Consider the following 26,290-nt stretch of genomic DNA (forward strand, 5'->3'; position numbering starts at 1 on the left):
TTTAATTATGGCATTCAGAAAAAGCAAAAAGCTAAGCAGCAACTTCTCGAGAGTTACAGTAAGTTTAGCTTCTCCCGAATCTATTCTGGAAAGCTCACATGGTGAGGTTACACAGCCTGAAACTATCAATTATAGAACATATAAGCCTGAAATGGGTGGTTTGTTCTGTGAGCGAATTTTCGGACCAGTAAAAGATTGGGAATGTCATTGCGGGAAATATAAGAGAATCAGATATAAAGGTATTATCTGTGATAGATGTGGTGTTGAAGTTACCGAGAAGAAGGTAAGACGTGAGCGCATGGGACACATTGAGTTGGTAGTACCTGTAGCACATATCTGGTATTTCAAATCTCTGCCTAACAAAATTGGTTATCTCCTCGGAATTCCTACAAAGAAGTTGGATCAAATCATCTACTACGAGCGTTACCTGGTCATTCAGCCAGGAGCCAAAGAAGAAGATGGTATTGCAAGACACGATTTCTTAACTGAGGATGAGTACTTGGATATCTTGGATAAATTGCCAAGAGAAAACCAATTGTTGGATGATGACGATCCAAACAAATTCATAGCTAAGATGGGAGCGGAGGCATTAGAAATGTCTTTGTCTAGAATCAAGCTAGATGAATTATCATACGAATTAAGACATCAGGCAGCTACTGATACTTCTCAGCAGAGAAAAGCAGAAGCGCTTAAAAGATTGAAAGTGGTTGAGGCATTTAGAGATGCCAAAACTCGTATCGAGAATAGACCTGAGTGGATGATCATCAAAATGGTACCAGTAATTCCTCCAGAGTTGAGACCGTTGGTGCCACTAGATGGAGGTAGATTCGCTACCTCTGATTTGAATGATCTATACAGAAGAGTGATTATTAGAAACAATCGTTTGAAACGATTGATAGATATCAAAGCACCAGAAGTAATTCTTAGAAATGAGAAACGTATGCTTCAGGAGGCAGTTGATTCACTTTTCGATAACTCAAGAAAAGTAAACGCAGTAAGATCTGACGGAAACAGAGCTTTGAAATCTTTGAGTGATATGCTCAAAGGTAAGCAAGGTAGATTCCGTCAAAACTTGTTGGGGAAAAGGGTGGATTACTCTGGTCGTTCTGTAATTGTAGTAGGACCAGAATTGAAAATGCACGAATGTGGTCTTCCTAAGGGAATGGCTGCTGAGCTTTTCAAACCATTCGTTATCAGAAAACTGATAGAAAGAGGAATAGTTAAGACAGTAAAGTCAGCGAAGAAAATTGTTGACCGTAAGGATCCAGTGATTTGGGATATTCTAGAGAATGTCTTGAAAGGACACCCTGTACTGCTTAACCGTGCTCCTACGCTTCACAGATTGGGTATACAGGCATTTCAGCCTAAGATGATTGAAGGCAAAGCAATTCAATTGCACCCACTAGCCTGTACAGCATTCAACGCCGATTTTGATGGTGACCAGATGGCGGTTCACGTGCCTTTAGGCCATGAAGCAATCTTGGAAGCATCAGTATTGATGTTGGCTTCTCATAATATCTTGAACCCTGCTAATGGAGCACCTATTACAGTACCTTCTCAGGATATGGTTTTGGGCCTTTATTATGTGACTAAAGGAAAGAGAAGTACAGATAAAGAAGTGGTAGCTGGAGAAGGGATGACTTTCTACAGTGCCGAAGAAGTAGAGATTGCGATCAACGAAGGTAGATTATCTAAACATGCCTACATCAAAGTTAGAACTCAGGTTCGTACAGCTGCTGGTGAATTGGAAACTAAGATTATCGAAACTGTAGCTGGTAGAGTTATTTTCAATCAGTTAGTGCCAGAAGAAGTTGGTTTTGTAGATGAGTTGCTCTCTAAGAAGAAATTGCAACAAATCATTTCTAATGTATTTAAAATCTCGGGAATGGCAAGAACAGCTCAGTTCCTTGATGATATTAAGCACCTCGGATTCCAGTCTGCTTATAAAGGCGGATTGTCCATGGGACTTGGTGATATCAACATTCCTGCAGAAAAAGATGAGTTAGTAGCTCAGGCTAAAGAGGAAGTGAGTGCTGTATGGCAAAACTACCAAATGGGTCTGATCACTGATAATGAGAGATACAACCAAGTGATCGATATCTGGACCAGAATCAACTCTTTGTTGACTGGTACATTGATGAAGCAGCTCGAAGAAGAAGATCAAGGGTTTAACTCGATCTATATGATGATGCACTCAGGTGCAAGGGGTTCTAGAGAGCAAATTCGTCAGTTGGGCGGAATGAGGGGATTGATGGCTAAGCCACAAAAGAACTTGCAAGGTTCAGTAGGTGAAATCATTGAAAACCCAATTCTATCCAACTTTAAAGAAGGATTAGATGTAATCGAATACTTTATTTCTACTCACGGTGCTCGTAAAGGTTTGGCCGATACAGCATTGAAAACTGCAGATGCTGGTTACCTGACAAGACGTTTGGTTGATGTATCTCAGGATGTAGTAGTAAACGAAGAAGATTGTGGAACATTGAGAGGTTTGGACGTTTCAGCCTTGAAAGACAATGAAGATATTGTTGAACCACTATCTGAAAGAATATTAGGTAGAGTATCTGTACATGATGTATATGATCCTATTACTGAAGAATTGTTGATTCCTGCGGGTATTGAAATTACTGAAGAGTTGGCTGATAAAGTTGATGATACAGCAATTGAAACTGTAGAAATCAGATCTGTTCTGACTTGTGAATCTAAGAAAGGTGTGTGTGCGTTGTGTTACGGACGTAACCTTGCCACTGGTGCCATGGCACAAAGTGGAGAGGCTGTTGGTGTAATTGCTGCACAATCCATTGGAGAGCCTGGTACACAGTTGACATTGAGAACATTCCACGTTGGGGGTACTGCATCTAACATTGCGGTTGACGCAACCATCCCTGCTAAATTCGACGGAGTCGTTGAAATGGAAGGTTTGAGAGCGATTAAAACAGCCAATGCTGATGGAGACGTTGTAGAAGTGGTAATGGGTAGAACGGGTGAGATCAGAATTGTTGATCCTGAGTCTGGGAAAACCTTAATCACTAATCACGTGCCTTATGGTGCTTTCTTAGATGTGAAAAACAAGAAGAAAGTAAAGAAGGGAGACAAGCTTTGTCATTGGGATCCATACAATGCAGTGATTCTTTCTGCTGCTGATGGTACTGTTCAATTTGATTCGATCGTAGAAGGTATTACTTACAAAGAAGAATCTGATGAGCAAACTGGTCACAGAGAGAAAGTAATTATCGATACCAAGGATAAAACTAAAAACCCTGCCATTTTGGTAGAATCTAAGGATGAGGAATACACATTCAACATTCCTGTAGGCGCTCACTTGGCAGTGGATGAAGGAGATAAAATTAAGGCTGGTCAGATCTTGGTAAAAATCCCAAGAACAATGGGTAAGTCTAGAGATATTACTGGGGGTCTTCCTAGGGTAACAGAATTGTTCGAAGCAAGAAATCCTTCGAATCCTGCTGTAGTTTCTGAGATCGACGGTGTGGTAACATACGGTGGTATAAAAAGAGGTAACAGAGAAATTTTCATCGAATCTAAAGATGGCGTGAAAAAGAGATACTTAGTTTCTCTTTCTAAACACATTCTGGTTCAGGACAATGACTTTGTGAAAGCTGGATACGCACTTTCTGATGGAGCGATTACTCCAGCAGATATCTTGGCGATTAAAGGCCCAACTGCAGTTCAGGAGTATTTGGTCAACGAGATTCAGGAAGTATATCGCTTGCAAGGTGTGAAAATCAATGATAAGCACATTGAAACGATCGTAAGACAGATGATGCAGAAAGTCAACATCCTTGATGCTGGTGATACGAGCTTCTTACCTGGTCAGATTGTTGATAAATTGATGTTTATGGAAGAGAATGATTCTATTCTTGACATGAAGGTAGTAATTGAACCAGGAGAATCTGCAAACTTGAAGCAAGGGCAAATCATTACTTCAAGACAATTGAGAGATGAAAATTCTAGTTTGAGACGTAAGGATATGAAACTCGCACAAGTAAGAAATGCTGAACCTGCCGTTTCTAAACCTACACTTCAGGGAATTACACAAGCATCTTTGGGTACACAGAGTTTTATCTCAGCAGCTTCCTTCCAGGAAACTACCAAAGTATTGAGTGAAGCATCTATCAGAGGTAAGCGAGATACATTGAATGGATTGAAGGAGAATGTAATTGTTGGGCACTTAATTCCAGCAGGCACAGGACAGAGACAATTCCAGGATTTGATCGTAGGTTCTCAAGAAGAATATGATTCGTTGGTTTCTTCTAAGGAGGCATTCGAAAAATCAAAAGAATACCAAGAAGATGAGCAATAAGAAAGAAGAAAATCAAGAAAAGACGCAGCCAGGCAACCAAATAAACATTGAATTGTCTGAGGAAATTGCAGAGGGAGTTTATGCCAATTTGGCTATGATAGCCCACTCCAATTCTGAGTTTGTGATTGATTTTATTCGATTGATGCCAGGTGTGCCAAAAGCTAAAGTAAAATCTAGAGTAGTAGTTACTCCAGAACACGCAAAAAGGCTCTTTACGGCACTTCAGGACAACATCAATAAGTACGAACAAACATTTGGACCAATAAAACACGTAGACGATTCTCCGAAATTCCCAATGAATTTTGGAGGAGCAGTAGGCGAAGCTTAGGGGTACAGATTGATAAATAAGATAATTAGGGGTTAGGATATTTTGTTGAGAAATACTTAATCCCTATTTTTGCGTTCCGAAAATTTTCGGAAGAATTGAAATATATAAATTTTTAAGTAAATGCCTACTATACAACAATTAGTAAGAAAAGGCAGAAAGACATTGGTGTCAAAGTCAAAGTCTCCTGCATTGGATTCTTGCCCGCAAAGACGAGGTGTATGTACCAGGGTATATACGACCACGCCTAAGAAACCTAACTCTGCGATGAGAAAAGTTGCTAGGGTAAGGTTAACCAATGGCAAGGAAGTGAATGCTTACATTCCAGGTGAAGGTCATAACCTTCAAGAACACTCGATTGTATTGATCAGAGGTGGAAGGGTAAAAGATTTACCAGGTGTAAGATACCACATCATTAGAGGAGCTTTAGACACTGCCGGTGTTAGTGGCCGACTTCAGAGAAGATCGAAGTATGGAGCCAAGAAGCCAAAAGACAAAAAATAATAATTTAAAAGAAAGATGAGAAAATCGAAACCAAAGAAGAGATATATTCTTCCGGATCCGAAATTTCAAGATACGCTAGTATCTAAATTCGTGAACTACCTGATGGTGGACGGAAAGAAGAGTATTGCTTATTCTATCTTTTACGATGCAGTAGCATTGGTAGAAGAAAGAACCAGTGAGAATGGTCTTGAAACTTGGAAAAAAGCGCTTAACAACATCATGCCCTCAGTAGAGGTGAAAAGTAGACGTGTAGGTGGTGCAACTTTTCAGGTTCCTATTGAAGTAAGACCGAACAGGAAAACTTCCCTAGGAATCAAGTGGATGATTTCATACTCTCGATCAAGAGGAGAGAAGACCATGAAAGAAAGATTGGCTGGTGAAATTATTGCTGCTGCTAAGGGTGAAGGAGCTGCTGTGAAGAAGAAAGACGACGTTCACAGAATGGCTGAAGCGAACAAGGCATTTTCACATTTTAGATTTTAATAACAGGAAACGATGGCAAGAGATCTTAGTTTGACTCGAAATATTGGTATCGCAGCACATATTGATGCTGGTAAAACTACCACTACCGAGCGTATCCTGTATTACACAGGCGTAAGTCATAAAATAGGAGAGGTACATGATGGTGCCGCTACTATGGACTGGATGGAGCAAGAGCAAGAAAGAGGTATTACAATTACTTCTGCTGCTACTACTGTATTCTGGCCTTATAAAGATAAAAAATATCATATCAACATCATTGATACTCCAGGTCACGTGGATTTTACCGTAGAGGTAAACAGATCATTGAGAGTATTGGATGGTTTGGTCTTTTTGTTTAGTGCAGTTGATGGTGTTGAGCCTCAGTCTGAAACTAACTGGAGACTAGCAGACAACTACAATGTAGCCCGTTTAGGTTTTGTCAATAAGATGGACAGAGCTGGAGCGGACTTTTTGATGGTCTGTAATCAGGTGAAGGAAAGATTAGGAACTAAAGCTGTTCCTTTCCAATTACCAATTGGAGCTGAAGAAGGATTCAGAGGCGTGGTTGACTTAGTAGAAAGAAAGGCCATGATCTGGAATGAAGATGATATGGGTATGACTTTCGATGAAATCGAAATTCCTGCTGATATGGTCGATGATGTAGATCAATATAGAGAAGAGTTGTTGGAAGCAGTAGCTGAATACGATGAATCCTTAATGGAGAAATACTTCGAGGATCCTAATTCAATTACTAAAGATGAGATTATTGCTGCTTCTAGACAAGCAACAATCAATATGGACTTCGTTCCAATGTTCTGTGGTTCTGCCTTTAAGAATAAAGGTGTGCAGACGATGTTGGATTACGTGATGGAATTACTTCCATCTCCTCTTGACAGAGAGGGAATCGAAGGAACTAATCCTGATACAGAAGAGCCTACCTTGAGAAAGCCTTCAGCAAGCGAGCCTTTCGCAGCGTTGGCATTTAAAATTGCAACTGACCCATTCGTGGGGCGATTGTGTTTTGCAAGATCTTACTCAGGTACTTTGGATTCTGGTTCTTACGTGTTCAACACAAGGACTATGAAGAAAGAGAGAATCTCTCGTATCTTCCAAATGCATGCGAACAAGCAAAATCAGATTGATCAATTCCACGCTGGAGATATTGCTGCAGTAGTAGGATTTAAGGATATCAAAACTGGAGACACACTTTGTGATGAAAAGCACAAAATAGTTCTTGAGTCTATGGTATTTCCTGATCCTGTAATTGGATACGCTATTGAGCCTAAAACTCAAGCAGATGTAGACAAATTGGGAATGGCCATCGCTAAATTGGTTGAAGAAGATCCAACACTTCAAGTTGAGACTGATCATGAAACTGGTCAGACCATTTTGAGAGGTATGGGTGAGCTTCATTTGGATATTATCATTGATCGATTGAAGAGAGAATTCAAGGTTGAAATCAACCAGGGTGCTCCTGAAGTGGCTTACAAAGAAGCTATTCAATCATTGGTGGATCATAAAGAGGTTTACAAAAAGCAATCAGGTGGTAAAGGTAAATTTGCCGATATCGTATTTGAGTTGTCTCCAGTAGATGAGGATTTCGATAAAACTGGTTTGCAGTTTGATAATAAGATTGTTGGTGGTGTAATTCCAAAAGAATTTATTCCAGCAATTGAGAAAGGATTTAAAGCGGCCATGGACAATGGGCCTTTGGCTGGATATCCTTTGGATAGCATGAAAGTGAAATTGTATCATGGTTCTTTCCACGACGTGGATTCAGATGCACTTTCGTTTGAATTGGCTGCTAAGATTGGTTTCAAAGAAGCCGCTAAGAAAGCTAGTCCAGTATTGCTAGAGCCAATTATGGGTGTTGAAGTTGTTACGCCAGATGAGTATACAGGTAGCGTAACAGGTGACTTGAACAGACGTAGAGGACTGATGAAAGGAATGGACGTAAAAGGAAATTCTCAAGTAGTAAAGGCTGACGTTCCATTGTCTGAGTTGTTTGGTTATATCACTGACCTTAGAACAATGACTTCTGGTAGAGCTACTGCTTCATTGACATTCTCTCACTACGATCCAGTTCCAAAGAACATCGCAGATGTAGTAATTAAAAAGGTAAAAGGCGAGGCCGTTTAAAGCATATTAGTTATGAATCAGAAAATTAGAATTAAACTAAAATCTTACGACCATAATTTGGTAGATAAGTCTTCTGAGAAGATCGTAAGAGCGGTAAAATCTACTGGTGCTGTAGTGAGCGGACCTATTCCACTTCCTACAGTAAAGGAAAAGTTTACTGTATTGAAGTCACCCCACGTAAACAAGAAAGCTCGTGAGCAATTTCAGCTTTGTACTTATAAGAGATTAGTAGATATCTTCTCTAACAGTGCAAAAACTGTAGATGCATTGATGAAGCTTGAATTGCCAAGTGGTGTAGATGTAGAGATTAAAGTCTAATAATTAGACTTTGAAAATATGAGAACCACGTGTGAGCGTGGTTCTTTTTTTGTGCCTTACGGAATTGTTACTTTTTTGTTTAGGAATTGTTTGACTGCAATTTATTAATTGCTATCTTTGCACTCCTTTTCCGAACAAGTGGACGAAAAGGCGAAAATTATTAAAGAAATTTAATACTGAAATGTCAGGTATAATAGGAAAAAAAATTGGGATGACTAGCATCTTTGGGGCCGATGGACGTAACGTCGCATGCACATTGATAGAAGCTGGTCCTTGCGTAGTAACGCAAGTTAAGAACGAAGACACTGACGGGTATACAGCTGTGCAGCTTGGTTACGGTGAACGTAAAGAAAAGCGTACGACTAGAGCCTTGAAGGGTCATTTCGCAAAAGCGAAAACTACTCCTAAGCAACACTTAGTGGAATTTAGAAATTTCCGAGTTGAGTTTGAGGGAGGTGTAGAACTTGGACAAGAACTAAGTGTAGCAGATATTTTCCAAGAGGAAGATTTTGTTGATGTAATTGCCAACTCAAAAGGTAAAGGTTTTCAAGGCGTGGTTAAAAGACACAACTTCGGTGGTGTTGGTCAGGCCACTCACGGTCAGCACAACAGACTGAGAGCACCTGGATCTATTGGTGGGGCATCTTATCCTGCGAGAGTATTCAAAGGGATGAGAATGGCTGGCCGAACTGGTAACGACAGAGTCAAAGTAACTAATCTTCAAGTCATGAAGATTATTCCTGAGAAGAATCTGATTTTGGTTAGTGGGTCTATACCAGGGCCTAAGAATGGAACTGTAATTCTAGAGAAATAGTCATGAAAGTATCCGTAGTAAACAGAAACGGTGAGGATACCGGGAGAAAAGTTGATTTGGCTAAGGACGTTTTTGGCATCGAGCCAAACGATCATGCTATCTATTTAGATGTAAAGCAATTCCTAGCGAATCAGAGACAAGGTACTCACAAGTCGAAAGAAAGAGCTGAGATCTCAGGATCGACTAGAAAAATAAAGAAACAAAAAGGTACTGGTACCGCACGTGCGGGTAGTATCAAATCGCCTTTGTTTAGAGGTGGAGGAAGAGTTTTTGGTCCAGAACCAAGAGACTATTCTTTCAAGCTAAATAAGAAGTTGAAAACTTTGGCTAGAAAATCTGCTTTGACTTACAAAGCTTCTGGTAAAAGCATTTCAGTTTTGGAAGACATTAGCTTCGAAGCACCAAAGACGAAGGAATACCAAAACTTATTGACAAGTCTTTCTTTAAACAACAAGAAGACGTTGCTAGTATTAGCTGAAGACAATAAGAACATTGTGTTGTCGTCGAACAACCTTCAAAAAACGAAAGTAACAACTGCTGAACAGATCAATACTTATGATCTATTAAACGCAGACAACTTGATACTTTGTGAGGGTTCAATTGAAAAGATTCAGAACTTATTAACGAAATAAGAAGATGAGTATACTAAGAAAACCACTAGTTACCGAGAAAGTATCTGCGCTTAATGAAAGTGGAAAATACGGCTTTATAGTAGATCAAGATGCTAATAAAGTTGAGATCAAAAAGGCAGTAGAGAAAACCTACGGAGTAACGGTTGAAAAGGTAAACACAATGGTTTATCAAGGCAACGCAAAAACTAAGTACACTAAATCGAAAGTGGTATCTGGAAGAACTGCTTCTTTCAAGAAAGCGATCGTGCAAGTGGCCGAAGGAGATATAATTGATTTTTACGGAGGAGTATAAATAGTTAGAAAATGGCTGTAAGAAAATTAAAACCGATGACGCCGGGTACCAGATATAGGGTTGCACCTGTATTTGATGAGATCACTAGCTCTACTCCGGAAAAATCTTTGACTAAAGCAGTTCACCGAAATGGTGGGCGTAACAATTCTGGTAGAATGACTATCAGAAATGTAGGTGGCGGTCATAAAAGAAAATATAGAGCAATAGACTTCAAAAGAGATAAGTTTGGAATTCCAGCTACTGTGAAGACTATTGAGTATGATCCAATGAGAACTGCAAGAATTGCCTTGTTATTCTATGCGGATGGTGAAAAGAGATACATCATTGCTCCTGAAGGAGTGAAGGTTGGAGATACTTTGGTATCAGGGCCAGGTGTAGCACCAGAAGTGGGTAACACGCTCTTGTTGTCTGAAATTCCTTTAGGTACAATCATTCACAATGTGGAGTTGAAGCCTGGCAAGGGAGCATCTATGGCAAGAAGTGCTGGAGCATACGTGCAATTGATGGCAAGAGAAGGTAAGTACGCAACTGTGAAATTACCTTCTGGTGAAATGAGATTAGTACTTGTTACTTGTCTAGCTACTATCGGAACCGTATCAAACGGTGACCACATGAACGTGAGATTGGGTAAAGCCGGTCGAAACAGATGGTTGGGTAGAAGACCTAGAGTAAGAGGTGTAGCAATGAACCCTGTCGATCACCCAATGGGTGGTGGTGAAGGTAAGTCGTCTGGAGGTCACCCTAGATCTCGTAACGGCATCTTTGCGAAAGGTCAAAAGACCAGAACGCCTAAGAAATATTCGAACAAGTTGATCATTGGTAAAAAGAAGAAATAAGCAATGGGAAGATCTTTAAAAAAAGGACCTTATATAGATTTCAGACTTGAAAATAAAGTCGATGCCATGAATGATTCAGGCAAGAAATCAGTGATCAAAACTTGGTCAAGAAGGTCAATGATATCTCCGGATTTCGTAGGACACACATTTGCAGTACACAACGGAAACAAGTTTATCCCTGTGTTTGTAACTGAAAACATGGTTGGGCACAAGCTTGGCGAATTCTCTCCTACGAGAAACTTCAGAGGTCATATTAATAAAAAAGACAAAAGAAAATAATTAGCTGAACTATGGAAGCTGTAGCAAAACTAAAAAACGTACCTACCTCTCCTCGTAAGATGAGAGTGGTTGCTGATTTGGTAAGAGGCCAAAGAGTAAACCATGCATTAAACGTACTGAAGTTTGAAGCAAAGCAAGGTGCTGCTAGATTAGATAAATTATTATTATCTGCCATCTCTAATTGGGAAGCTAAAAACGAGGATGTGAAGCTTGAAGAAGCAGATCTATACGTGAAAGAAATTTTTGTAGATAGCGCAAGAATTTTGAAAAGGCTGAGACCTGCTCCGCAAGGGAGAGCACACAGAATTAGAAAGAGATCTAATCACGTGACATTGGTTGTGGATAGCCACAACGCAGAGAGCGCAGAAAAGAATACTGAAACTTCAGAAAACAAATAAGATGGGACAGAAGGTAAACCCTACAGGACTAAGATTAGGAATTGTTAAAGGTTGGGATTCCAACTGGTACGGTGGCAAGACCTTTCCTGACAAATTGGTAGAAGACACCAAAATCAGAAAGTATATCAAGGCCAGAATTCCTAAAGGAGGTATTTCTAAAATTGTAGTAGAAAGAACCATCAAAAGAATCACTTTGACAATTCACACAGCTAGACCAGGTGTGGTGATTGGAAAAGGAGGATCTGAAGTTGATAAGATTAAAGAAGAATTGAAAGCATTTACTGGAAAGGATTTGCAGATCAATATTTTCGAAATCAAAAGACCTGAATTGGATGCTGCATTAGTTGGTGAGTCAATAGCTCAGCAATTGAAAGCAAGAATCTCTTACAGAAGAGCAATGAAGCAAGCCATCGCTTCTTCTATGCGAGTAGGAGCACAGGGAATCAAAATCAAAGTGGCTGGCCGATTGGGTGGTGCTGAGATGGCGAGAACTGAGCAGTACAAAGAAGGTAGAATTCCTTTGCATACTTTGAGAGCTGACATCGATTATGCGATTTCTGAAGCGCATACGATTTATGGTAAAATTGGTATCAAAGTGTGGATCTTCAAAGGTGAAGTTTACGGCAAGAGAGACCTTTCTCCAAATGTAGGCATGAGTAACCAAGGTGCTAGCGGTGGAAATCGTGGCCCGAGAGGTGGCAATGAAGGTCCTAGAAGAAAAAGAAGACAATAATCCCTCACTCTAGAGGAACAAAATATTTAAGAGATGTTACAACCGAAAAGAACGAAGTTCAGAAAAAAGCAAAAAGGTAGAGTAAAAGGACTCGCACAGCGAGGACACACTTTAGCCTTCGGTACTTTTGGAATTAAGTCCCTAGAGCCAGGTTGGATTACTAGTCGCCAGATTGAGGCTGCCAGGATTGCCATGACCAGAGCGATGAAAAGGGAAGGACAGGTTTGGATTAGAATATTTCCAGACAAACCAGTAACAAAGAAACCTGCAGAGGTAAGAATGGGTAAAGGTAAGGGTGCACCAGAATATTGGGTAGCAGTCGTTAAGCCTGGAACTATCTTATTCGAAGCTGCGGGAGTAAGCAAAGAGTTAGCTCAAGAAGCTTTGAGATTAGCGCAGCAGAAATTGCCGTTGAGAACAAAGTTTGTTGTTAGAAGAGATTTTCAAGCACAAGGGTAATACCTATAAATAGAGGAAATGATGAAAAATTCTGAAATCAAAGGCTTATCGCTTGATGAATTGAAAGGCAAGCTTGTAGCTGAGAAAGAAAATTACGCAAAGTTGAAATTTGCGCATGCTATCACGCCAATCGAAAATCCGATGAGATTGAAAGAGGCTAAGAAATTGGTAGCAAGGTTAAGTACTGAAATCAGGGCTAAACAAATCGCCCAACAATAAGTTAGTTCGAGATGGAAGCCAGAAATTTAAGAAAAGAACGTGTCGGAAAAGTGGTAAGCGACAAAATGTCGAAAACTATCACTGTAGAGGTGTTGCGTAAAGTGAAGCACCCGATGTACGGAAAATTCATGATCAAGACAAAGAAATTTGCTGCTCATGATGAAAACAATGATTGTGGTATCGGAGATACCGTAAAGATCATGGAAACAAGACCTTTGTCTAAGAACAAAAGGTGGAGATTGGTTGAAATAATTGAAAGAGCTAAATAAGAGATGGTACAGCAAGAATCAAGACTAAGCGTAGCGGATAATAGTGGTGCTAAAGAAGTACTCTGCATCCGTGTATTAGGAGGAACCGGCAAGCGATATGCTTCTGTAGGTGACAAAATTGTTGTAACAGTAAAGTCAGCTATTTCTTCTAGTAACCTTAAAAAAGGTACTGTTTCAAAAGCAGTAGTAGTAAGAACTAAGAAAGAGGTAAGAAGAAAAGATGGATCTTACATCAGATTCGAAGACAATGCAGCTGTATTGTTGGCAGAAAGTGGTGAGCCTAGAGGTACTCGTATCTTCGGACCTGTAGCTAGAGAGCTTAGAGAAAAGCAGTTTATGAAAATTGTTTCATTGGCTCCAGAGGTGCTGTAATTTTATCATAGCGTAGAAAAATTTAGATCATGAAATTTCACATCAAAAAAGGAGACACCGTTAAAGTACTTTCAGGAAACTCGAAAGGAAAAACAGGAGCTGTTCTTGAGGTATTTCCTACAAAATATAGAGCAATCGTAGAAGGCTTAAATATGGTGACTAAGCACACCAAGCCATCTGCTGAAAGCCCAGAAGGCGGTATTAAAAAAGTAGAAGCTTCTATACATATGAGCAATTTAATGCTCGTGGATGCTGCGACTGGCGAAGCGACCAAGATTGGAAGAAAGCCAGACGAAAATGGCAAATTGCAAAGATTTTCAAAGAAAACAGGGGAGGTAATCAAAAATGGCTAATCCAAGACTAAAAGATATTTATGAGAAGGACGTAGTACCTGCTCTTAAAGAAAAATTCCAGTACAAATCTGTGATGATGGTACCTAAAATAGAGAAAATCTCTGTGAACAAAGGTATCGGAGCAGCTGTATCTGACAAAAAATTGGTTGACGCAGGTGTTGAGGAATTGACTCAAATTACTGGACAGCAAGCGGTACCAACCTTGGCAAAGACTTCTATCTCTAACTTCAAGTTGAGAGAAGGAATGCCAATCGGAGCAAGAGTAACACTCAGAGGAGACAAGATGTATGAATTCTTGGATCGTTTGATGACTGTTGCACTTCCAAGAGTAAGAGACTTTAGAGGTATCAAAGACAAAGGATTTGATGGACGTGGCAATTACACTTTAGGTGTAAAAGAGCAAATCATCTTCCCTGAAATTAGTATCGACAAAATAAACAAGATTTCTGGAATGGATATCACTTTCGTGACATCTGCTCAGACTGACGAAGAAAGTTATGAACTACTTAAGGCATTTGGAATGCCTTTCGTAAAGAAAAATAATAATTGATATGGCAAGAGAAGCAATAAAAGCCAGAGAAAGAAAGAGAGAGAAATTGGTAGCCAAGTATGCCGCGAAAAGAGCTGAACTAAAAGCAGCTGGCGACTACGAAGGGCTAGACAAACTTCCTCGAAACTCTTCTAAAGTTAGACTTCACAACAGATGTAAGCTTACAGGCAGACCAAAGGGATACATGAGAAAGTTCGGTATTTCTAGGGTTACATTCAGAGAGATGGCTAGTGATGGAAAAATTCCAGGTGTTACTAAAGCAAGCTGGTAAAAGAGTTTTTAAAATATAAAATATTAACTAACTTTGCACCCCCGTAAAGAAATGGGGGTTAAAAGTATACTGTAATGACAGATCCGATAGCAGATTATTTAACAAGATTGAGGAATGCCATCAAGGCAAATCATCGAATCGTAGAGGTTCCTGCTTCTAACATGAAGAAGGAGCTTACTAAAGTGTTGAAAGACAAGGGATTCATTAAGAATTTTAAATTCGATGAGGATGGTGTCCAGGGGAAAATCAGAATTGCATTGAAGTACAATCCAGAGACGAAAGAGTCTGCGATTGTAAGTTTAGAAAGGGTTAGTAAACCCGGTCTAAGAAAATATGCCAAGTCTGACGCATTACCCAGGGTATTGAACGGTCTTGGAGTAGCCATTTTGTCTACATCCAAAGGCGTTATTACTGACAAAGAAGCCAGACAACACAATGTGGGCGGCGAAGTATTGTGTTACGTTTATTAATTAGAATAAGATGTCAAGAATAGGAAAAAAGCCGATTACTATACCATCAGGCGTTGAAGTAAACATCAACGGCGGATCAGTTACAGTAAAAGGATCAAAAGGAACTTTAGCTAGGGAAATTGACACAGATTTCACGCTGGCCTTAGAGGATGGTGTACTGACCGTACAGAGACCAACCGAACAGAAAAGACATAAAGCACTTCACGGCTTGTACCGTTCTTTGTTGAACAATATGGTAGAGGGCGTGAGTGAAGGTTATAAGAAAGAATTGGAACTTGTGGGGGTAGGTTATAAGGCCGCTGTACAAGGTCAAATTCTAGAATTAAACCTAGGATACTCGCACAACATCTTTATGGAAGTGCCAAAAGAAGTGAAAGCATCAGCGGAAACTCAAAAAGGTAAAAATCCAATCGTCACTTTAGAGTCTGCGGACAAAGAGTTGATCGGGGAAGTTAGTGCAAAGATTAGATCCCTAAGAAAAATCGAGCCTTACAAAGGAAAAGGTATCAGATTTGTTGGTGAAATTATTAGAAGAAAAGCTGGTAAAACTGCTGCTAAATAATAGGAGACATGGCGATTACTAAAGAACAAAGAAGGCTAAGAATCAGAAGAGGTATCAGAAATAAGATTACTGGTACGGCTGAAAGACCAAGATTGTCTGTTTTCAAAAGCAACAAAGGCATATACGTTCAATTGATTGATGATGTGACTGGTCACACATTGACAGCTACGTCATCTGCTGAGATTGGGAAAAACAATGTCAACATTGAGGTTTCCAAAGAAGTAGGGAAGAAACTAGCAGAAAAAGCTAGCGGGACAGGTATCTCATCAGTAGTATTTGATAGAGGTGGTTATCCTTACCATGGAAAAGTAAAAGCTTTAGCTGAAGGTGCTAGAGAAGGAGGCCTTAAATTTTAATTGAATTATGTCTAAGCAAAATATAAGAGCAATCAAAGCAAGCGAAATCGAACTACAAGAGAAAGTAGTTGCTATCAAAAGAGTTGCTAAAGTAGTAAAGGGTGGTAGAAGATTCAGTTTCTCTGCTATCGTAGTTGTGGGTGACGGAAATGGTGTGGTAGGATACGGATTGGGCAAAGCCAATGAAGTAACTGACTCTATCACAAAAGGTATCGACGACGCTAAGAAAAATTTGGTAAGAGTCCCTGTTTTCAAAGGTACTGTTCCTCATGATGCCATTGGTAAATTTGGTGGTGGACATGTATTGTTGAAGCCTGCCGCTACGGGTACTGGAGTAATTGCTGGTGGTGCCATGCGCGCAGTGTTAGAGAGTGCTGGTGTACATGATGTACTGGCCAAATCTAAAGGTTCGTCAAACCCTCACAACGTGGTGAAAGCTACTTTTGATGCATTGAGTCAAATGAGAGATCCTTATGCTGTTGCTCGTCAAAGAGGAGTTGAATTGTCAAAAGTATTTAACGGATAAGAAGATGGCCAAGGTAGTTATTACACAAAAAAGAAGCGTCATAAAAAGACCTAACAATCAGAAGTTAACAATCAAAGCTTTGGGATTGGGTAGAATCAACAGATCTGTTGAAAAAGAATTGACGCCACAGATAGAAGGAATGATCAGAAAGGTCAGTCACTTGGTTTCTGTTGAGAATAAATAATTTTAGAATTTTCTGAAATCATAGAAAGATGAAATTAAATACATTACAACCTGCAGAAGGATCAATTAAATCTGACAAGAGAATTGGTAGAGGTCAAGGATCTGGAAGAGGTGGGACATCTACAAGAGGTCACAAAGGTGCCAAGTCTAGATCAGGATATTCTAGAAAAGGTGGTTTTGAAGGCGGTCAGATGCCTCTATACAGACGTGTGCCAAAATTTGGTTTTACTAGTCCTAATAGAGTGGAGACTAAACCAATCAACTTGGATACACTTCAGGCACTAGCTGATAAAACAAAAGCTTCTGCTATCACTGTGGATACATTGGTAGAGAATGGCTTAGCAGCTAAAAACGATATAGTTAAAGTATTGGGTAGAGGAGAGCTTAAAGCTAAATTGGACGTTACAGTTCATCACTTCTCTAAAACCGCTATCGCTGCTATCGAAAAAGCAGGGGGCAAAGCAACAGCATTGTAATCTATGAAGAAGTTTTTTAGTACCATACGGAACATATTCACCATTGAAGATCTAAGGGTCAGAATACTGAATACAGTCGGTTTTTTAATCATCTTTAGACTGGGTTCATTTGTTGTTCTTCCTGGTATAGATCCTTCTAAATTAGACGACAACGTTGCAGGTATATTAGGTATATTAGATACCATGCTAGGAGGCGCATTTAGTAATGCGTCTATCTTTGGTTTAGGTATTATGCCTTATATCTCGGCTTCTATTGTCATCCAGCTATTAACTATGGCTGTTCCATATTTCCAGAAGTTACAGAAAGAAGGAGACAGCGGTAGAAAGAAAATCAATCAAATCACTAGAGTACTTACTATTGCGATCACCTTCGCTCAGGGTAGTGCTTATTTAGCCGGAGCTATTCCGGCGGATGCGATTGTATTAGAAAATAAATTTTTGTTCACACTTTCTTCATTGACCATCCTTACAGCAGGTACTATCTTCTGTATGTGGTTGGGAGAGAGAATTACTGATAAAGGAATTGGTAACGGTATCTCCATGTTGATTATGATTGGTATCATTTCGAGATTCCCAGGTAGTTTGATGCAGGAAGCAGTGACTAGAGGAATGAGCGAAGCGCTTTTCTTCTTGCTTGAGATTTTAGCATTGTTCTTTGTTGTAATGGCAGTGGTGTTATTAACACAAGCGGTAAGAAGAATACCGGTACAGTATGCTAAACAAGTAGTAGGCAATAAAGTGTACGGTGGTCAAAGACAGTACATTCCTTTGAAAGTTAATTCAGCAGGCGTAATGCCAATCATTTTTGCACAGTCGTTGATGTTCTTACCATCCATGGTAGGAGGATACTTCGCTGAGTCAAGTGATGTAGCACAGTATGTGGCTACTACATTCTCAAACTTTCAGTCTTGGGAATACAACTTGACTTTCGCAATTATGATCATGTTGTTTACTTTCTTTTATACAGCTATTTCGGTTAATCCAAATCAGATAGCTGATGATATGAAAAGAAACGGAGGTTTCATTCCAGGTGTTAAGCCAGGGAAAGCAACTTCTGAATTTATTGATACTGTATTAACTAGAGTTACATTCCCAGGATCTTTATTCTTAGCAGTGGTGGCCATTATGCCGGCATTTGCTCAGATGGCTGGAGTTAATACAAATTTTGCTCAGTTTTTTGGAGGTACTTCACTACTTATTATGGTAGGTGTAATTTTAGATACTCTACAGCAAATTGAGAGTTACTTATTGATGAGACACTACGAAGGCATGATGAAGTCTGGTAAGTTGAAAGGTAGATCTCAAAATATAGCAGTAGCATAATTTTAAATTAAGAATGGCAAAACAGGCTTCAATAGAACAAGACGGTACCATCAAAGAAGCATTGTCTAACGCAATGTTTCGGGTAGAATTGGAAAATGGGCACGAAGTAATCGCTCATATCTCAGGCAAGATGAGAATGCACTACATTAAAATCTTACCTGGTGATAAAGTGAAAATGGAAATGTCTCCTTACGACTTGTCTAAAGGAAGAATCGTTTATCGTTATAAATAAAAATCGCTGATATGTCCCGATATTATCGGGATGTGTAGGTTTAAATAGTAGAAAAATGAAAGTTAAAGCATCCGTAAAGAAGAGAAGCGCAGACTGCAAAGTCATCCGCAGAAACGGTAAAGTTTACGTAATCAACAAGAAGAACCCTAGGTTCAAGCAAAGACAAGGATAATTATGGCTAGAATTGCAGGAGTAGATATTCCAGGAAACAAAAGAGGTGAGATTTCTCTTACCTATATTTTTGGTTTGGGTCGTAGTTCGGCACAAAAGATTTTGTCTGAAGCAGGCATAGACTGGAGCAAGAAAGTTGATGATTGGAGTGATGAAGAAGCGGGTGCAGTAAGAACGCTTATCAGCGAAAACTTCAAAGTAGAAGGTGTACTAAAGTCTGAAGTTCAATTGAACATCAAGCGATTATTGGATATTGGATGTTACCGAGGGTTGAGACATAGAAAAGGTCTTCCAGTTAGAGGTCAGCATACTAAAAACAACGCTAGAACTAGAAAAGGAAAGAGAAAGACTGTTGCCAACAAAAAGAAGGCTACTAAATAATAATTGACGATGGCACAAAAAAGAAAAGATAAAGGAAGAAAAAGAGTAGTAGTGGTTGAGCCAATAGGCCAGGCACACATCAAAGCTTCGTTTAACAATATAATTATATCTATGACCAATTTGACTGGTCAGGTAGTGTCTTGGGCATCTGCAGGTAAAATGGGATTCAAGGGTTCTAAAAAGAACACACCGTATGCAGCTCAGGTAGCAGCTCAGGATTGTGCGCAAGCCGCTTATGATCAGGGCTTGAGAAAAGTGGAGGTTTTTGTAAAAGGACCAGGTGCGGGTAGAGAGTCTGCCATTAGAACCATCCAAAATGTAGGTATCGAAGTGACAATGATAAAAGATGTTACTCCACTTCCTCATAACGGATGTCGACCACCTAAGAGAAGAAGAGTTTAATAATATTATAGAATTAATATAAAATGGCAAGATATACCGGACCCAAGACGAAAATAGCTAGAAGGTTTAACGACCCTATCTTCGGCCCAGACAAGACTTTGCAAAAAAAGGCGTATCCTCCGGGACAGCATGGCCGTGGTAGAAGAAGAAAGCCTTCTGAATACGCTATCCAGCTTGCTGAGAAGCAAAAAGCTAAGTACACTTACGGGTTGCTAGAAAAGCAATTCTCTAACTTGTTCGAAAAAGCTTCTAAGAGAGGTGGTATTACTGGTGAAGTATTACTTCAGCTATTGGAATCAAGATTGGATAACGTAGTATTCAGACTAGGCCTAGCGCCTACGAGAAGTGCGGCAAGACAACTTGTACTACACAAGCACGTATTGGTCAATGGTGAGTTGGTAAATATTCCATCTTTTTCATTGAAAATAGGAGATTTGGTTGCTGTGAGAGAGAAGTCAAAATCACTTCAGTCGATTACTGAGAGTTTGTCAAGAGGAGTAGTGAGCAAATATCCATGGTTGGAATGGGATTCTAGCCAATTGACGGGAAAATTCGCTGTATTGCCAACAAGGGAAGAAATTCCTGAAACTGTCAAAGAGCAATTGATCGTTGAATTGTACTCTAAATAATAAATTTCCATAAATTTTATATTAAAGAATTAACTATGTCAATACTAGCATTTCAAATGCCTGAAAAGGTGGTGATGGAGAAGGCTGATGACTTTCATGGCTTATTTACTTTCAAACCACTAGAGCAAGGCTACGGTGTTACCGTAGGTAATGCATTGAGAAGAATTTTATTGTCTTCACTAGAGGGATACGCCATCACTGGTATCAAAGTCCCTGGAGTATTGCATGAGTTTTCTACAATGGAAGGTATTGTAGAAGATTTGTCAGAAATCATCTTGAACCTCAAAATGGTGAGATTCAAGAAGATTGCTGATGTGGCTGAAAGCAAAATTGTTGTTAGCATATCAGGACAAAAAGAATTCAAGGGTAGTGATATTGGAGGAGCAACTTCAGCATTTGAAGTATTGAATCCAGATCACGTGATTGCTCACTTGGACGAAAAAGTGAAATTCGAAATAGAATTGACTATTGAGAAAGGTAGAGGTTATGTGACTGCTGAGGACAACAAACCAGCTGAGCAAATCTTCGGATTTATTCCGATTGATGCCATCTTTACTCCGATCAAGAATGTCAAGTATTCTGTTGAGAACACAAGGGTAGAGCAAAAGACCGATTATGAACAATTGATATTGGACATAGAAACAGACGGATCTATCCACCCAGAGAATGCTTTGAAAGGTGCGGCTAATATTTTGATACAGCACTTTATGTTATTCTCAGATCAGACCATGATTCTCGATACGCATGATGCGGGCGAGCCAGAAGCTGTAGATGAGGAATTACTACACATGAGAAAATTGCTTAAGACTAATCTTAACGATCTCGATCTTTCCGTAAGAGCTTACAACTGTTTGAAAGCTGCTGACGTGAGATCACTAGGTGACTTGGTGAGATTGGAGATTTCAGACATGATGAAGTTTAGAAACTTCGGAAAGAAGTCTTTGGCGGAGCTGGAGCAATTGGTAGCAGACAAGAACCTTACTTTTGGCATGGATTTGTCAAAGTATAAATTAGACGAAGAGTAAAAATGAGACACGGGAAGAAATTTAATCATTTGAGCAGAACAGCATCGCACAGAAATGCAATGTTGTCCAATATGGCTTCTTCTTTGATTTTGCATAAAAGAATTACTACTACTGTAGCTAAAGCAAAAGCTTTGAGAAAATATGTTGAGCCTTTGATCACTAGAGCAAAGGATGATAGCACGCACTCTAGAAGAGTGGCTTTCTCTTACTTGCAAAACAAAGAATCTGTAACTACCCTTTTCGGTGAAGTAGCGGAAAAAGTAGCTAACAGACCGGGAGGATATACTAGAATCTTGAAAACAGGTGCTAGATTAGGTGACAACGCAGAAATGTGCATCATGGAGTTGGTTGATTACAACGAATTGATGTTGAAGGATGCAGCACCAGCTAAAGCTAAGACAAGAAGAAGTAGAAGAGGTAAAGGAAGTGCTGAAAAAGAAGCTGCTCCTGCTGTAGAAGCTACTGAAGCGGTTGTTGAAGCTGAGGTTGTAGAAGAAGCGCCAGTTGCAGAGACTACTGAAGAAGTAAAGGCTGAGGCTGCCGAAGAGGTACCTGAAGCAGATACTAAAGAGGAGTCAGCAGATAATTCTGAAAAGAAAGAAGAAAAGGAATAAGTTGATCTTGTTCCAATAAAATATAAGCCATCTCGATTAGTTTCGGGATGGCTTTTTTTATGTCTAAAAATTCATAAAATTTGCGGTGATTTTAGCCCAGAGTTTGCACCAAACGAAATATGAAAATACAGAAAAAGAAGAAAGCTTATTTATTACTGGCAGACGGCCAATGTTTTGAAGGTTCATCAATTGGAAGCGAGGGCACAAGCGGAGGTGAAATATGCTTCAATACGGGTATGACTGGTTACCAAGAAGTGTATACAGATCCCTCGTATTATGGGCAGATCGTTGTAAATACCAATTCACATATTGGCAACTACGGTACTGTAGACAGAGAAGAAGAATCTGACGGGCCAAAAATAAAAGGTCTTGTGATCAATGATTTCTCAGATATTCATAGTAGATATCAGGCAGACTATACGCTTGATGAGTATTTAAAAAAGCACAACATAGTTGGTATTGCAGATTTGGATACCAGAAAGGTTGTGAAAAGTATTCGTAGCCAAGGAGCGATGAATGCCATAATTTCATCTGATATTGCCGAAGTAGAAAAGCTAAAGGAAGAATTGGCGAAGGTGCCAAGTATGAACCACCTGGAGCTATCTACTCAGGTCACTACAAAAGAGCCATATATACTTGGAGATGATAATGCTGAGTTCAAAGTAGCTGTATTGGATATTGGTGTGAAGAAATCAATCCTCACCAACTTGACTGATCGTGGATGTCAGTGCAAGGTGTTTCCTGCAGAGACTCCATTTGAAGAGTTGAAGGCGTATAATCCTGATGGGTACTTTTTGTCCAACGGACCTGGAGATCCTGCAGAAATGGGATATGCAATCGAAACTGTAAAACACATCATGAAAGAGGAAAAACCGTTATTCGGTATTTGTCTTGGACATCAGGTGATTGCACTGGCCAATGGAGCCACCACTTTCAAAATGCACCACGGGCATAGAGGATTAAATCATCCCGTAAAGAATTTGATAACTGGTTTGAGTGAAGTGACTTCACAAAACCACGGATTTGCTGTAGACAGAGACTCTGTCGAGCAGTCTGAAAATTTGGAATTGACACACATTAACTTGAATGATAATACAGTAGCTGGTATTCGTATCAAAGGCAAGCCTGCATTTTCTGTGCAGCACCACCCAGAGGCTTCTCCGGGGCCTCACGATTCCAGATACTTATTCGATGACTTCATTCAATTAATAAATAAACACAAGAAAAAATGAGTTTGATAGAAAGTGTATTTGCTAGACAAATACTTGATTCAAGAGGAAACCCAACCATTGAGGTAGATGTAGTTACTGAAAGTGGCGTATTGGGTAGAGCGGCGGTTCCATCAGGGGCTTCTACTGGTGTAAACGAAGCGGTAGAATTAAGAGACGGCGACAAAGGCAAATACCTAGGTAAAGGTGTGTTGAAGGCTGTGGACAATGTAAACGATATCATTCAAGAGGAATTGATCGGGTTGTCTGTATTTGATCAAAAGTATATCGATCAGTTGATGATTCAATTGGACGGTACGGAGACTAAATCTAAGCTAGGAGCTAATGCCATCTTGGGTGTTTCTCTAGCAGTAGCTAGAGCAGCTGCTGAAGAGCTTGGCTTGCCATTGTTCAGATACATTGGTGGTACTAACGCGCATACGTTGCCAGTACCTATGATGAATATCATCAACGGTGGATCTCACTCTGATGCTACGATAGCATTCCAGGAGTTCATGATCCGTCCGGTAGGCGCAGAGACTTTCTCTGAGGCTATGAGAATGGGTGCGGAGACTTTCCACGCATTGAAGAAAATTTTGCATGACAAAGGTTTGAGTACTGCAGTAGGTGACGAAGGAGGATTTGCTCCTGCTTTCACTGGCGGTACAGAGGAAGCTTTGGAGAGCGTATTGAGCGCAGTGAAAGCTGCAGGATATGAGCCTGGCAAAGATATCACTATAGCACTAGACTGTGCTTCTTCTGAGTTTTTTGTAGACGGTAAGTACGACTACTCTAAATTCGAAGGACCTAACGGTAAGAAGAGAAATGCTGAAGAGCAAGTAGCTTACTTGGCTGAGTTGGTAGAGAAATACCCTATTGATTCTATCGAGGATGGTTGTGCTGAAGAGGATTGGTCTACTTGGGCGTTGTTGACTGAGAAAATCGGTGACAAGTGTCAGCTAGTAGGTGATGACCTTTTCGTGACCAACGTGAAATTCTTGCAAAGAGGAATCAACGAAAAGTCTGCTAACTCTATTTTGATCAAAGTAAACCAAATCGGTACTTTGTCTGAGACTTTGGATGCTATCGAATTGGCGCACAAAGCAGGCTTCACTGCTGTGATCTCTCACAGATCTGGTGAAACTGAAGATTCGACTATCGCAGACATCGCTGTAGCGACTAACGCTGGTCAGATCAAAACTGGTTCTTTGTCTCGTTCGGACAGAATGGCGAAGTACAACCAATTGTTGAGAATCGAAGAAGAGCTAGGCGAAACTGCGCGTTTCCCACAGGCTAAATAATATCTTCAACCATCATTACCCGTCCCGATACCTATCGGGATCCTGGTTATCCGTTTGGAAAAACATCAAAAACCGCAGGGAGTCATCCTTGTGGTTTTTTATTTGATATTAAATCTAATTACATATTAAAAAAAACTCATAATTCCTATTTGTACCTATAATGGAATATTTTTTGTAAAAAAATGTTAAAACCCTTAATGTTGGACTATAGATATTGTTAGTACATAGATCACTTTACTTATTTTTACGAAGTATGAAAAAATTGCCTAAGGCACCGTTACAAGAAGTAATTCTTGAAATAAAGTGGGAACTCTCCCTAGATTCTCAGTCTAAAAGCTTTGTAGACCCAAACTTTAACTTTGCCTTGGGAAAATTTCACCAGTCAATTGTCAATGATTTTCCGGTTAAGAATCAAAAGATACCTAACGATATTCCATTACAGATGATACCACATCAGGTATTACACCAGTTTTGGTCTAGTAAAAACGTTTGGCCTGTAGTCCAGATTGGGCCAGGTATTATTTCAATAAATGATACGGAAAAAAACTATGTGTGGGAAGAAAAATTTCACCCATTGGCTGAAAGCGTAATTGAAAAATTAGTATCGGCGTATGAAAATGATATTAAATTTAAGGAATATTCATTACGTTATATAGATGTAGTTAATGTGAACGACTATGATTTTAGTGATTGGAAGTTGTTTTTGGAGACAAACTTCAATTTCAGTTTCAAGAATTCCTTTAATACTAAAGGAGAGCTAAAAGATTTTCAGTTTAACCAGTCTTTCGAATTGAAAGATAATAGTTTGCTACATATTTCTTTCTCAAGCGGTAGGAATAATAAGAACGAAGAAGTTTTCGTTTGGCAAACTACTGTTTCAAGGAGACAAGGGATAAATCAATCAGATTTGTTAAATTGGATAGATGAAGCACATACTTGTGCTTCAAACACGTTTAAAGATATATGCAAGCCTAAATTTTATGGAAGCTTTATTAATTAGTCCGGTAGAAAATGGAGGAATGGATGTCTCTACTGTTTATAGGTCAGAAGAGACAAGAATTAATCCTCCATATTATGTTGTAATAAGTAGTACAATATTTAAAAATTCGTTTGATAGCTATCCAAATCAAGTGATGGAATTAATGGCTAAAGTTAATAAGTTCTCTAATTTTGAAGAGAATTGGGATACATATGGGGCCTCAGAGATTTCAAAGGTTTCAATAAATAATGCATTAAGTTTTTTAAAAGATAATAGTTTTCTCTCACTTCCATTTTATTTTGCTGCTCCCGGAGTCAATGGGGAGGTGATGATTGAATTCAAGGAAGGTAATAAGGGTGCGGAAATTTACTTTAACGGAGATGGTTCTAATGAGCTTTTGATATTTGAAAAGCATGAAACTATTTTCGAGTCCAATGTAGAAATGGGAATGTCTCAATTAATTAAATTTTTCAACTAATTGAGTTCAAGTGAAGAGAAAATTAGCATTGATGATAGGCTCCTTAGGCGAGTTCAGTTTTTACATCCTTCTTTCATAAAGGAAGATGGTACACCTGCATCTTCGAGTTTTACTTTGAAAAAAGGAGAAAATGGATTATCGGTTGATGTTGAGCGTTTGACTGACTATGACAAATCTATCCAAGATTCTTCAAGATTCCGATTATATGCCTTAAAGGCATCTTATACTCAAGAATTGGGATTGGACAATGTCTTAGATCCTATAGAAGGGAATTCAGCGCATGCTTTAATAAAAGGTAATTTTAATCGTTCAATATCCAGAAAGCTTGCTGCGAATTGTGAGAAAATTTTATACCCATAGTTTTTTCACTGGTACGCTTCACTAAAACGTGAAAAATCTGAGCATTTATAATGTGATCAAGCAGGCTA

At 39.4% G+C, this 26,290-nt stretch carries 39 protein-coding genes; all 39 read left to right on the plus strand.

Annotation, left to right across the window (positions count from 1 at the left end; genetic code table 11):
* Positions 1-7: 7 nt before the first annotated feature.
* Positions 8-4,321: a DNA-directed RNA polymerase subunit beta' gene (gene rpoC, locus B9A58_RS14600; protein WP_084373610.1), complete on the plus strand. Its 4,314-nt coding sequence runs from the start codon at positions 8-10 to the stop codon at positions 4,319-4,321.
* Entirely contained in the window at positions 4,311-4,649 is a 339-nt protein-coding gene (locus B9A58_RS14605; RefSeq protein WP_084373611.1) for a DUF3467 domain-containing protein, read from the plus strand. The genes rpoC and B9A58_RS14605 overlap by 11 nt, the downstream gene beginning before the upstream one ends.
* Positions 4,650-4,769: 120 nt before the next feature.
* Positions 4,770-5,150: a 30S ribosomal protein S12 gene (gene rpsL / locus B9A58_RS14610; RefSeq protein WP_084373612.1), complete on the plus strand. Its 381-nt coding sequence runs from the start codon at positions 4,770-4,772 to the stop codon at positions 5,148-5,150.
* A gap of 15 nt (positions 5,151-5,165) precedes the next feature.
* Positions 5,166-5,633 carry a 30S ribosomal protein S7 gene (gene rpsG / locus B9A58_RS14615; RefSeq protein WP_084373613.1) on the plus strand — a complete coding sequence of 156 codons (468 nt, stop codon included), beginning with the start codon at positions 5,166-5,168 and terminating at the stop codon, positions 5,631-5,633.
* A 12-nt stretch (positions 5,634-5,645) separates the two neighbouring features.
* Positions 5,646-7,751 carry an elongation factor G gene (fusA, locus tag B9A58_RS14620; protein ID WP_084373614.1) on the plus strand — a complete coding sequence of 702 codons (2,106 nt, stop codon included), beginning with the start codon at positions 5,646-5,648 and terminating at the stop codon, positions 7,749-7,751.
* 12 nt (positions 7,752-7,763) lie between these two features.
* Positions 7,764-8,069 carry a 30S ribosomal protein S10 gene (gene rpsJ / locus B9A58_RS14625; protein WP_084373615.1) on the plus strand — a complete coding sequence of 102 codons (306 nt, stop codon included), beginning with the start codon at positions 7,764-7,766 and terminating at the stop codon, positions 8,067-8,069.
* 181 nt (positions 8,070-8,250) lie between these two features.
* Positions 8,251-8,883, plus strand: coding sequence for a 50S ribosomal protein L3 (gene rplC, locus B9A58_RS14630; protein WP_084373616.1), 633 nt, complete (start codon positions 8,251-8,253; stop codon positions 8,881-8,883).
* A 2-nt stretch (positions 8,884-8,885) separates the two neighbouring features.
* Positions 8,886-9,515: a 50S ribosomal protein L4 gene (rplD, locus tag B9A58_RS14635; RefSeq protein WP_084373617.1), complete on the plus strand. Its 630-nt coding sequence runs from the start codon at positions 8,886-8,888 to the stop codon at positions 9,513-9,515.
* 4 nt (positions 9,516-9,519) lie between these two features.
* Complete coding sequence (gene rplW / locus B9A58_RS14640) at positions 9,520-9,807, plus strand: 50S ribosomal protein L23 (RefSeq protein ID WP_084373618.1); 288 nt, start codon at positions 9,520-9,522, stop codon at positions 9,805-9,807.
* A gap of 11 nt (positions 9,808-9,818) precedes the next feature.
* Positions 9,819-10,643 carry a 50S ribosomal protein L2 gene (gene rplB / locus B9A58_RS14645; protein ID WP_084373619.1) on the plus strand — a complete coding sequence of 275 codons (825 nt, stop codon included), beginning with the start codon at positions 9,819-9,821 and terminating at the stop codon, positions 10,641-10,643.
* A 3-nt stretch (positions 10,644-10,646) separates the two neighbouring features.
* Positions 10,647-10,922, plus strand: a complete 276-nt coding sequence (rpsS, locus tag B9A58_RS14650) for a 30S ribosomal protein S19 (RefSeq protein ID WP_084373620.1) — start codon at positions 10,647-10,649, stop codon at positions 10,920-10,922.
* 11 nt (positions 10,923-10,933) lie between these two features.
* Positions 10,934-11,320: a 50S ribosomal protein L22 gene (gene rplV, locus B9A58_RS14655; RefSeq protein ID WP_084373621.1), complete on the plus strand. Its 387-nt coding sequence runs from the start codon at positions 10,934-10,936 to the stop codon at positions 11,318-11,320.
* 1 nt (position 11,321) lies between these two features.
* Positions 11,322-12,053: a 30S ribosomal protein S3 gene (rpsC, locus tag B9A58_RS14660; RefSeq protein ID WP_084373622.1), complete on the plus strand. Its 732-nt coding sequence runs from the start codon at positions 11,322-11,324 to the stop codon at positions 12,051-12,053.
* A 33-nt stretch (positions 12,054-12,086) separates the two neighbouring features.
* On the plus strand, positions 12,087-12,512 hold the full coding sequence (gene rplP / locus B9A58_RS14665) for a 50S ribosomal protein L16 (RefSeq protein WP_084373623.1): 426 nt from the start codon (positions 12,087-12,089) through the stop codon (positions 12,510-12,512).
* A gap of 21 nt (positions 12,513-12,533) precedes the next feature.
* Positions 12,534-12,731 (plus strand): 50S ribosomal protein L29, encoded by a 198-nt coding sequence (gene rpmC, locus B9A58_RS14670; protein ID WP_084374008.1) that lies wholly within the window; start codon positions 12,534-12,536, stop codon positions 12,729-12,731.
* 11 nt (positions 12,732-12,742) lie between these two features.
* Positions 12,743-13,000, plus strand: a complete 258-nt coding sequence (gene rpsQ, locus B9A58_RS14675; protein ID WP_084373624.1) for a 30S ribosomal protein S17 — start codon at positions 12,743-12,745, stop codon at positions 12,998-13,000.
* A 3-nt stretch (positions 13,001-13,003) separates the two neighbouring features.
* Positions 13,004-13,372, plus strand: a complete 369-nt coding sequence (gene rplN / locus B9A58_RS14680) for a 50S ribosomal protein L14 (RefSeq protein WP_084373625.1) — start codon at positions 13,004-13,006, stop codon at positions 13,370-13,372.
* Positions 13,373-13,401: 29 nt separating this feature from the next.
* Positions 13,402-13,725, plus strand: coding sequence for a 50S ribosomal protein L24 (rplX, locus tag B9A58_RS14685; protein ID WP_084373626.1), 324 nt, complete (start codon positions 13,402-13,404; stop codon positions 13,723-13,725).
* Positions 13,718-14,275: a 50S ribosomal protein L5 gene (rplE, locus tag B9A58_RS14690; RefSeq protein ID WP_084373627.1), complete on the plus strand. Its 558-nt coding sequence runs from the start codon at positions 13,718-13,720 to the stop codon at positions 14,273-14,275. Before rplX ends, rplE begins: the two co-directional genes overlap by 8 nt.
* A 1-nt stretch (position 14,276) precedes the next feature.
* Positions 14,277-14,546, plus strand: coding sequence for a 30S ribosomal protein S14 (gene rpsN / locus B9A58_RS14695; protein WP_084373628.1), 270 nt, complete (start codon positions 14,277-14,279; stop codon positions 14,544-14,546).
* 74 nt (positions 14,547-14,620) lie between these two features.
* Positions 14,621-15,016, plus strand: coding sequence for a 30S ribosomal protein S8 (rpsH, locus tag B9A58_RS14700; protein ID WP_084373629.1), 396 nt, complete (start codon positions 14,621-14,623; stop codon positions 15,014-15,016).
* 10 nt (positions 15,017-15,026) lie between these two features.
* Positions 15,027-15,578, plus strand: coding sequence for a 50S ribosomal protein L6 (gene rplF, locus B9A58_RS14705; RefSeq protein ID WP_084373630.1), 552 nt, complete (start codon positions 15,027-15,029; stop codon positions 15,576-15,578).
* An 8-nt stretch (positions 15,579-15,586) separates the two neighbouring features.
* Positions 15,587-15,934: a 50S ribosomal protein L18 gene (rplR, locus tag B9A58_RS14710; protein ID WP_084373631.1), complete on the plus strand. Its 348-nt coding sequence runs from the start codon at positions 15,587-15,589 to the stop codon at positions 15,932-15,934.
* A 7-nt stretch (positions 15,935-15,941) separates the two neighbouring features.
* Positions 15,942-16,460: a 30S ribosomal protein S5 gene (gene rpsE, locus B9A58_RS14715; RefSeq protein ID WP_084373632.1), complete on the plus strand. Its 519-nt coding sequence runs from the start codon at positions 15,942-15,944 to the stop codon at positions 16,458-16,460.
* Positions 16,461-16,464: 4 nt separating this feature from the next.
* Positions 16,465-16,644, plus strand: coding sequence for a 50S ribosomal protein L30 (gene rpmD / locus B9A58_RS14720; protein ID WP_221407865.1), 180 nt, complete (start codon positions 16,465-16,467; stop codon positions 16,642-16,644).
* Between the two features lie 28 nt (positions 16,645-16,672).
* On the plus strand, positions 16,673-17,119 hold the full coding sequence (rplO, locus tag B9A58_RS14725; protein ID WP_084373634.1) for a 50S ribosomal protein L15: 447 nt from the start codon (positions 16,673-16,675) through the stop codon (positions 17,117-17,119).
* Positions 17,120-17,122: 3 nt separating this feature from the next.
* Positions 17,123-18,442 (plus strand): preprotein translocase subunit SecY, encoded by a 1,320-nt coding sequence (secY, locus tag B9A58_RS14730; protein ID WP_084373635.1) that lies wholly within the window; start codon positions 17,123-17,125, stop codon positions 18,440-18,442.
* Positions 18,443-18,455: 13 nt separating this feature from the next.
* A complete protein-coding gene (gene infA / locus B9A58_RS14735; protein WP_073122829.1) occupies positions 18,456-18,674 on the plus strand; it encodes a translation initiation factor IF-1 in 219 nt (72 codons plus the stop codon).
* Positions 18,675-18,729: 55 nt separating this feature from the next.
* Positions 18,730-18,846 carry a type B 50S ribosomal protein L36 gene (gene ykgO, locus B9A58_RS14740; RefSeq protein WP_073122828.1) on the plus strand — a complete coding sequence of 39 codons (117 nt, stop codon included), beginning with the start codon at positions 18,730-18,732 and terminating at the stop codon, positions 18,844-18,846.
* A 2-nt stretch (positions 18,847-18,848) separates the two neighbouring features.
* The gene (gene rpsM / locus B9A58_RS14745; RefSeq protein ID WP_084373636.1) at positions 18,849-19,226 is read left to right on the plus strand and encodes a 30S ribosomal protein S13; all 378 of its coding nucleotides are present in this window, start codon (positions 18,849-18,851) and stop codon (positions 19,224-19,226) included.
* Between the two features lie 9 nt (positions 19,227-19,235).
* The gene (gene rpsK / locus B9A58_RS14750; RefSeq protein WP_084373637.1) at positions 19,236-19,628 is read left to right on the plus strand and encodes a 30S ribosomal protein S11; all 393 of its coding nucleotides are present in this window, start codon (positions 19,236-19,238) and stop codon (positions 19,626-19,628) included.
* Between the two features lie 23 nt (positions 19,629-19,651).
* Positions 19,652-20,257 carry a 30S ribosomal protein S4 gene (rpsD, locus tag B9A58_RS14755; protein WP_084373638.1) on the plus strand — a complete coding sequence of 202 codons (606 nt, stop codon included), beginning with the start codon at positions 19,652-19,654 and terminating at the stop codon, positions 20,255-20,257.
* A 35-nt stretch (positions 20,258-20,292) separates the two neighbouring features.
* Positions 20,293-21,282: a DNA-directed RNA polymerase subunit alpha gene (locus B9A58_RS14760; protein ID WP_084373639.1), complete on the plus strand. Its 990-nt coding sequence runs from the start codon at positions 20,293-20,295 to the stop codon at positions 21,280-21,282.
* A gap of 2 nt (positions 21,283-21,284) precedes the next feature.
* Positions 21,285-21,896, plus strand: a complete 612-nt coding sequence (gene rplQ / locus B9A58_RS14765) for a 50S ribosomal protein L17 (protein ID WP_084373640.1) — start codon at positions 21,285-21,287, stop codon at positions 21,894-21,896.
* 119 nt (positions 21,897-22,015) lie between these two features.
* Complete coding sequence (gene carA / locus B9A58_RS14770) at positions 22,016-23,128, plus strand: glutamine-hydrolyzing carbamoyl-phosphate synthase small subunit (protein ID WP_084373641.1); 1,113 nt, start codon at positions 22,016-22,018, stop codon at positions 23,126-23,128.
* Positions 23,125-24,405 (plus strand): phosphopyruvate hydratase, encoded by a 1,281-nt coding sequence (gene eno, locus B9A58_RS14775; RefSeq protein WP_084373642.1) that lies wholly within the window; start codon positions 23,125-23,127, stop codon positions 24,403-24,405. Before carA ends, eno begins: the two co-directional genes overlap by 4 nt.
* A gap of 253 nt (positions 24,406-24,658) precedes the next feature.
* Entirely contained in the window at positions 24,659-25,405 is a 747-nt protein-coding gene (locus tag B9A58_RS14780) for a TIGR04255 family protein (protein WP_084373643.1), read from the plus strand.
* On the plus strand, positions 25,386-25,862 hold the full coding sequence (locus B9A58_RS14785) for a hypothetical protein (RefSeq protein ID WP_084373644.1): 477 nt from the start codon (positions 25,386-25,388) through the stop codon (positions 25,860-25,862). The genes B9A58_RS14780 and B9A58_RS14785 overlap by 20 nt, the downstream gene beginning before the upstream one ends.
* On the plus strand, positions 25,863-26,222 hold the full coding sequence (locus tag B9A58_RS14790; RefSeq protein ID WP_084373645.1) for a hypothetical protein: 360 nt from the start codon (positions 25,863-25,865) through the stop codon (positions 26,220-26,222).
* Positions 26,223-26,290: the final 68 nt, after the last annotated feature.

This window comes from Reichenbachiella faecimaris, assembly GCF_900176375.1.
GTDB classification, from domain to species: Bacteria; Bacteroidota; Bacteroidia; order Cytophagales; family Cyclobacteriaceae; genus Reichenbachiella; species Reichenbachiella faecimaris.

Excerpts from the sequence above, each read along its gene's own strand:
- rpmC (WP_084374008.1), top strand. The coding sequence starts at position 12,534 with ATGAAAAATTCTGAAATCAAAGGCTTATCGCTTGATGAATTGAAAGGC.
- rpsD (WP_084373638.1), top strand. The coding sequence starts at position 19,652 with ATGGCAAGATATACCGGACCCAAGACGAAAATAGCTAGAAGGTTTAAC.
- rpsS (WP_084373620.1), top strand. The coding sequence starts at position 10,647 with ATGGGAAGATCTTTAAAAAAAGGACCTTATATAGATTTCAGACTTGAA.
- rpsJ (WP_084373615.1), top strand. The coding sequence starts at position 7,764 with ATGAATCAGAAAATTAGAATTAAACTAAAATCTTACGACCATAATTTG.
- rpsN (WP_084373628.1), top strand. The coding sequence starts at position 14,277 with ATGGCAAGAGAAGCAATAAAAGCCAGAGAAAGAAAGAGAGAGAAATTG.
- rplE (WP_084373627.1), top strand. The coding sequence starts at position 13,718 with ATGGCTAATCCAAGACTAAAAGATATTTATGAGAAGGACGTAGTACCT.
- rpmD (WP_221407865.1), top strand. The coding sequence starts at position 16,465 with ATGGCCAAGGTAGTTATTACACAAAAAAGAAGCGTCATAAAAAGACCT.
- fusA (WP_084373614.1), top strand. The coding sequence starts at position 5,646 with ATGGCAAGAGATCTTAGTTTGACTCGAAATATTGGTATCGCAGCACAT.
- rplD (WP_084373617.1), top strand. The coding sequence starts at position 8,886 with ATGAAAGTATCCGTAGTAAACAGAAACGGTGAGGATACCGGGAGAAAA.
- rpsK (WP_084373637.1), top strand. The coding sequence starts at position 19,236 with ATGGCACAAAAAAGAAAAGATAAAGGAAGAAAAAGAGTAGTAGTGGTT.
- rplV (WP_084373621.1), top strand. The coding sequence starts at position 10,934 with ATGGAAGCTGTAGCAAAACTAAAAAACGTACCTACCTCTCCTCGTAAG.
- secY (WP_084373635.1), top strand. The coding sequence starts at position 17,123 with ATGAAGAAGTTTTTTAGTACCATACGGAACATATTCACCATTGAAGAT.
- rpsQ (WP_084373624.1), top strand. The coding sequence starts at position 12,743 with ATGGAAGCCAGAAATTTAAGAAAAGAACGTGTCGGAAAAGTGGTAAGC.
- rpoC (WP_084373610.1), top strand. The coding sequence starts at position 8 with ATGGCATTCAGAAAAAGCAAAAAGCTAAGCAGCAACTTCTCGAGAGTT.
- rplR (WP_084373631.1), top strand. The coding sequence starts at position 15,587 with ATGGCGATTACTAAAGAACAAAGAAGGCTAAGAATCAGAAGAGGTATC.
- rplN (WP_084373625.1), top strand. The coding sequence starts at position 13,004 with ATGGTACAGCAAGAATCAAGACTAAGCGTAGCGGATAATAGTGGTGCT.
- rplQ (WP_084373640.1), top strand. The coding sequence starts at position 21,285 with ATGAGACACGGGAAGAAATTTAATCATTTGAGCAGAACAGCATCGCAC.
- infA (WP_073122829.1), top strand. The coding sequence starts at position 18,456 with ATGGCAAAACAGGCTTCAATAGAACAAGACGGTACCATCAAAGAAGCA.
- rplB (WP_084373619.1), top strand. The coding sequence starts at position 9,819 with ATGGCTGTAAGAAAATTAAAACCGATGACGCCGGGTACCAGATATAGG.
- B9A58_RS14605 (WP_084373611.1), top strand. The coding sequence starts at position 4,311 with ATGAGCAATAAGAAAGAAGAAAATCAAGAAAAGACGCAGCCAGGCAAC.
- B9A58_RS14760 (WP_084373639.1), top strand. The coding sequence starts at position 20,293 with ATGTCAATACTAGCATTTCAAATGCCTGAAAAGGTGGTGATGGAGAAG.
- eno (WP_084373642.1), top strand. The coding sequence starts at position 23,125 with ATGAGTTTGATAGAAAGTGTATTTGCTAGACAAATACTTGATTCAAGA.
- rplC (WP_084373616.1), top strand. The coding sequence starts at position 8,251 with ATGTCAGGTATAATAGGAAAAAAAATTGGGATGACTAGCATCTTTGGG.
- carA (WP_084373641.1), top strand. The coding sequence starts at position 22,016 with ATGAAAATACAGAAAAAGAAGAAAGCTTATTTATTACTGGCAGACGGC.
- rpsH (WP_084373629.1), top strand. The coding sequence starts at position 14,621 with ATGACAGATCCGATAGCAGATTATTTAACAAGATTGAGGAATGCCATC.
- rplX (WP_084373626.1), top strand. The coding sequence starts at position 13,402 with ATGAAATTTCACATCAAAAAAGGAGACACCGTTAAAGTACTTTCAGGA.
- rpsG (WP_084373613.1), top strand. The coding sequence starts at position 5,166 with ATGAGAAAATCGAAACCAAAGAAGAGATATATTCTTCCGGATCCGAAA.
- rplF (WP_084373630.1), top strand. The coding sequence starts at position 15,027 with ATGTCAAGAATAGGAAAAAAGCCGATTACTATACCATCAGGCGTTGAA.
- rplP (WP_084373623.1), top strand. The coding sequence starts at position 12,087 with ATGTTACAACCGAAAAGAACGAAGTTCAGAAAAAAGCAAAAAGGTAGA.
- rpsE (WP_084373632.1), top strand. The coding sequence starts at position 15,942 with ATGTCTAAGCAAAATATAAGAGCAATCAAAGCAAGCGAAATCGAACTA.
- rpsC (WP_084373622.1), top strand. The coding sequence starts at position 11,322 with ATGGGACAGAAGGTAAACCCTACAGGACTAAGATTAGGAATTGTTAAA.
- rplO (WP_084373634.1), top strand. The coding sequence starts at position 16,673 with ATGAAATTAAATACATTACAACCTGCAGAAGGATCAATTAAATCTGAC.
- rpsM (WP_084373636.1), top strand. The coding sequence starts at position 18,849 with ATGGCTAGAATTGCAGGAGTAGATATTCCAGGAAACAAAAGAGGTGAG.
- B9A58_RS14785 (WP_084373644.1), top strand. The coding sequence starts at position 25,386 with ATGGAAGCTTTATTAATTAGTCCGGTAGAAAATGGAGGAATGGATGTC.
- ykgO (WP_073122828.1), top strand. The coding sequence starts at position 18,730 with ATGAAAGTTAAAGCATCCGTAAAGAAGAGAAGCGCAGACTGCAAAGTC.
- rplW (WP_084373618.1), top strand. The coding sequence starts at position 9,520 with ATGAGTATACTAAGAAAACCACTAGTTACCGAGAAAGTATCTGCGCTT.
- rpsL (WP_084373612.1), top strand. The coding sequence starts at position 4,770 with ATGCCTACTATACAACAATTAGTAAGAAAAGGCAGAAAGACATTGGTG.
- B9A58_RS14780 (WP_084373643.1), top strand. The coding sequence starts at position 24,659 with ATGAAAAAATTGCCTAAGGCACCGTTACAAGAAGTAATTCTTGAAATA.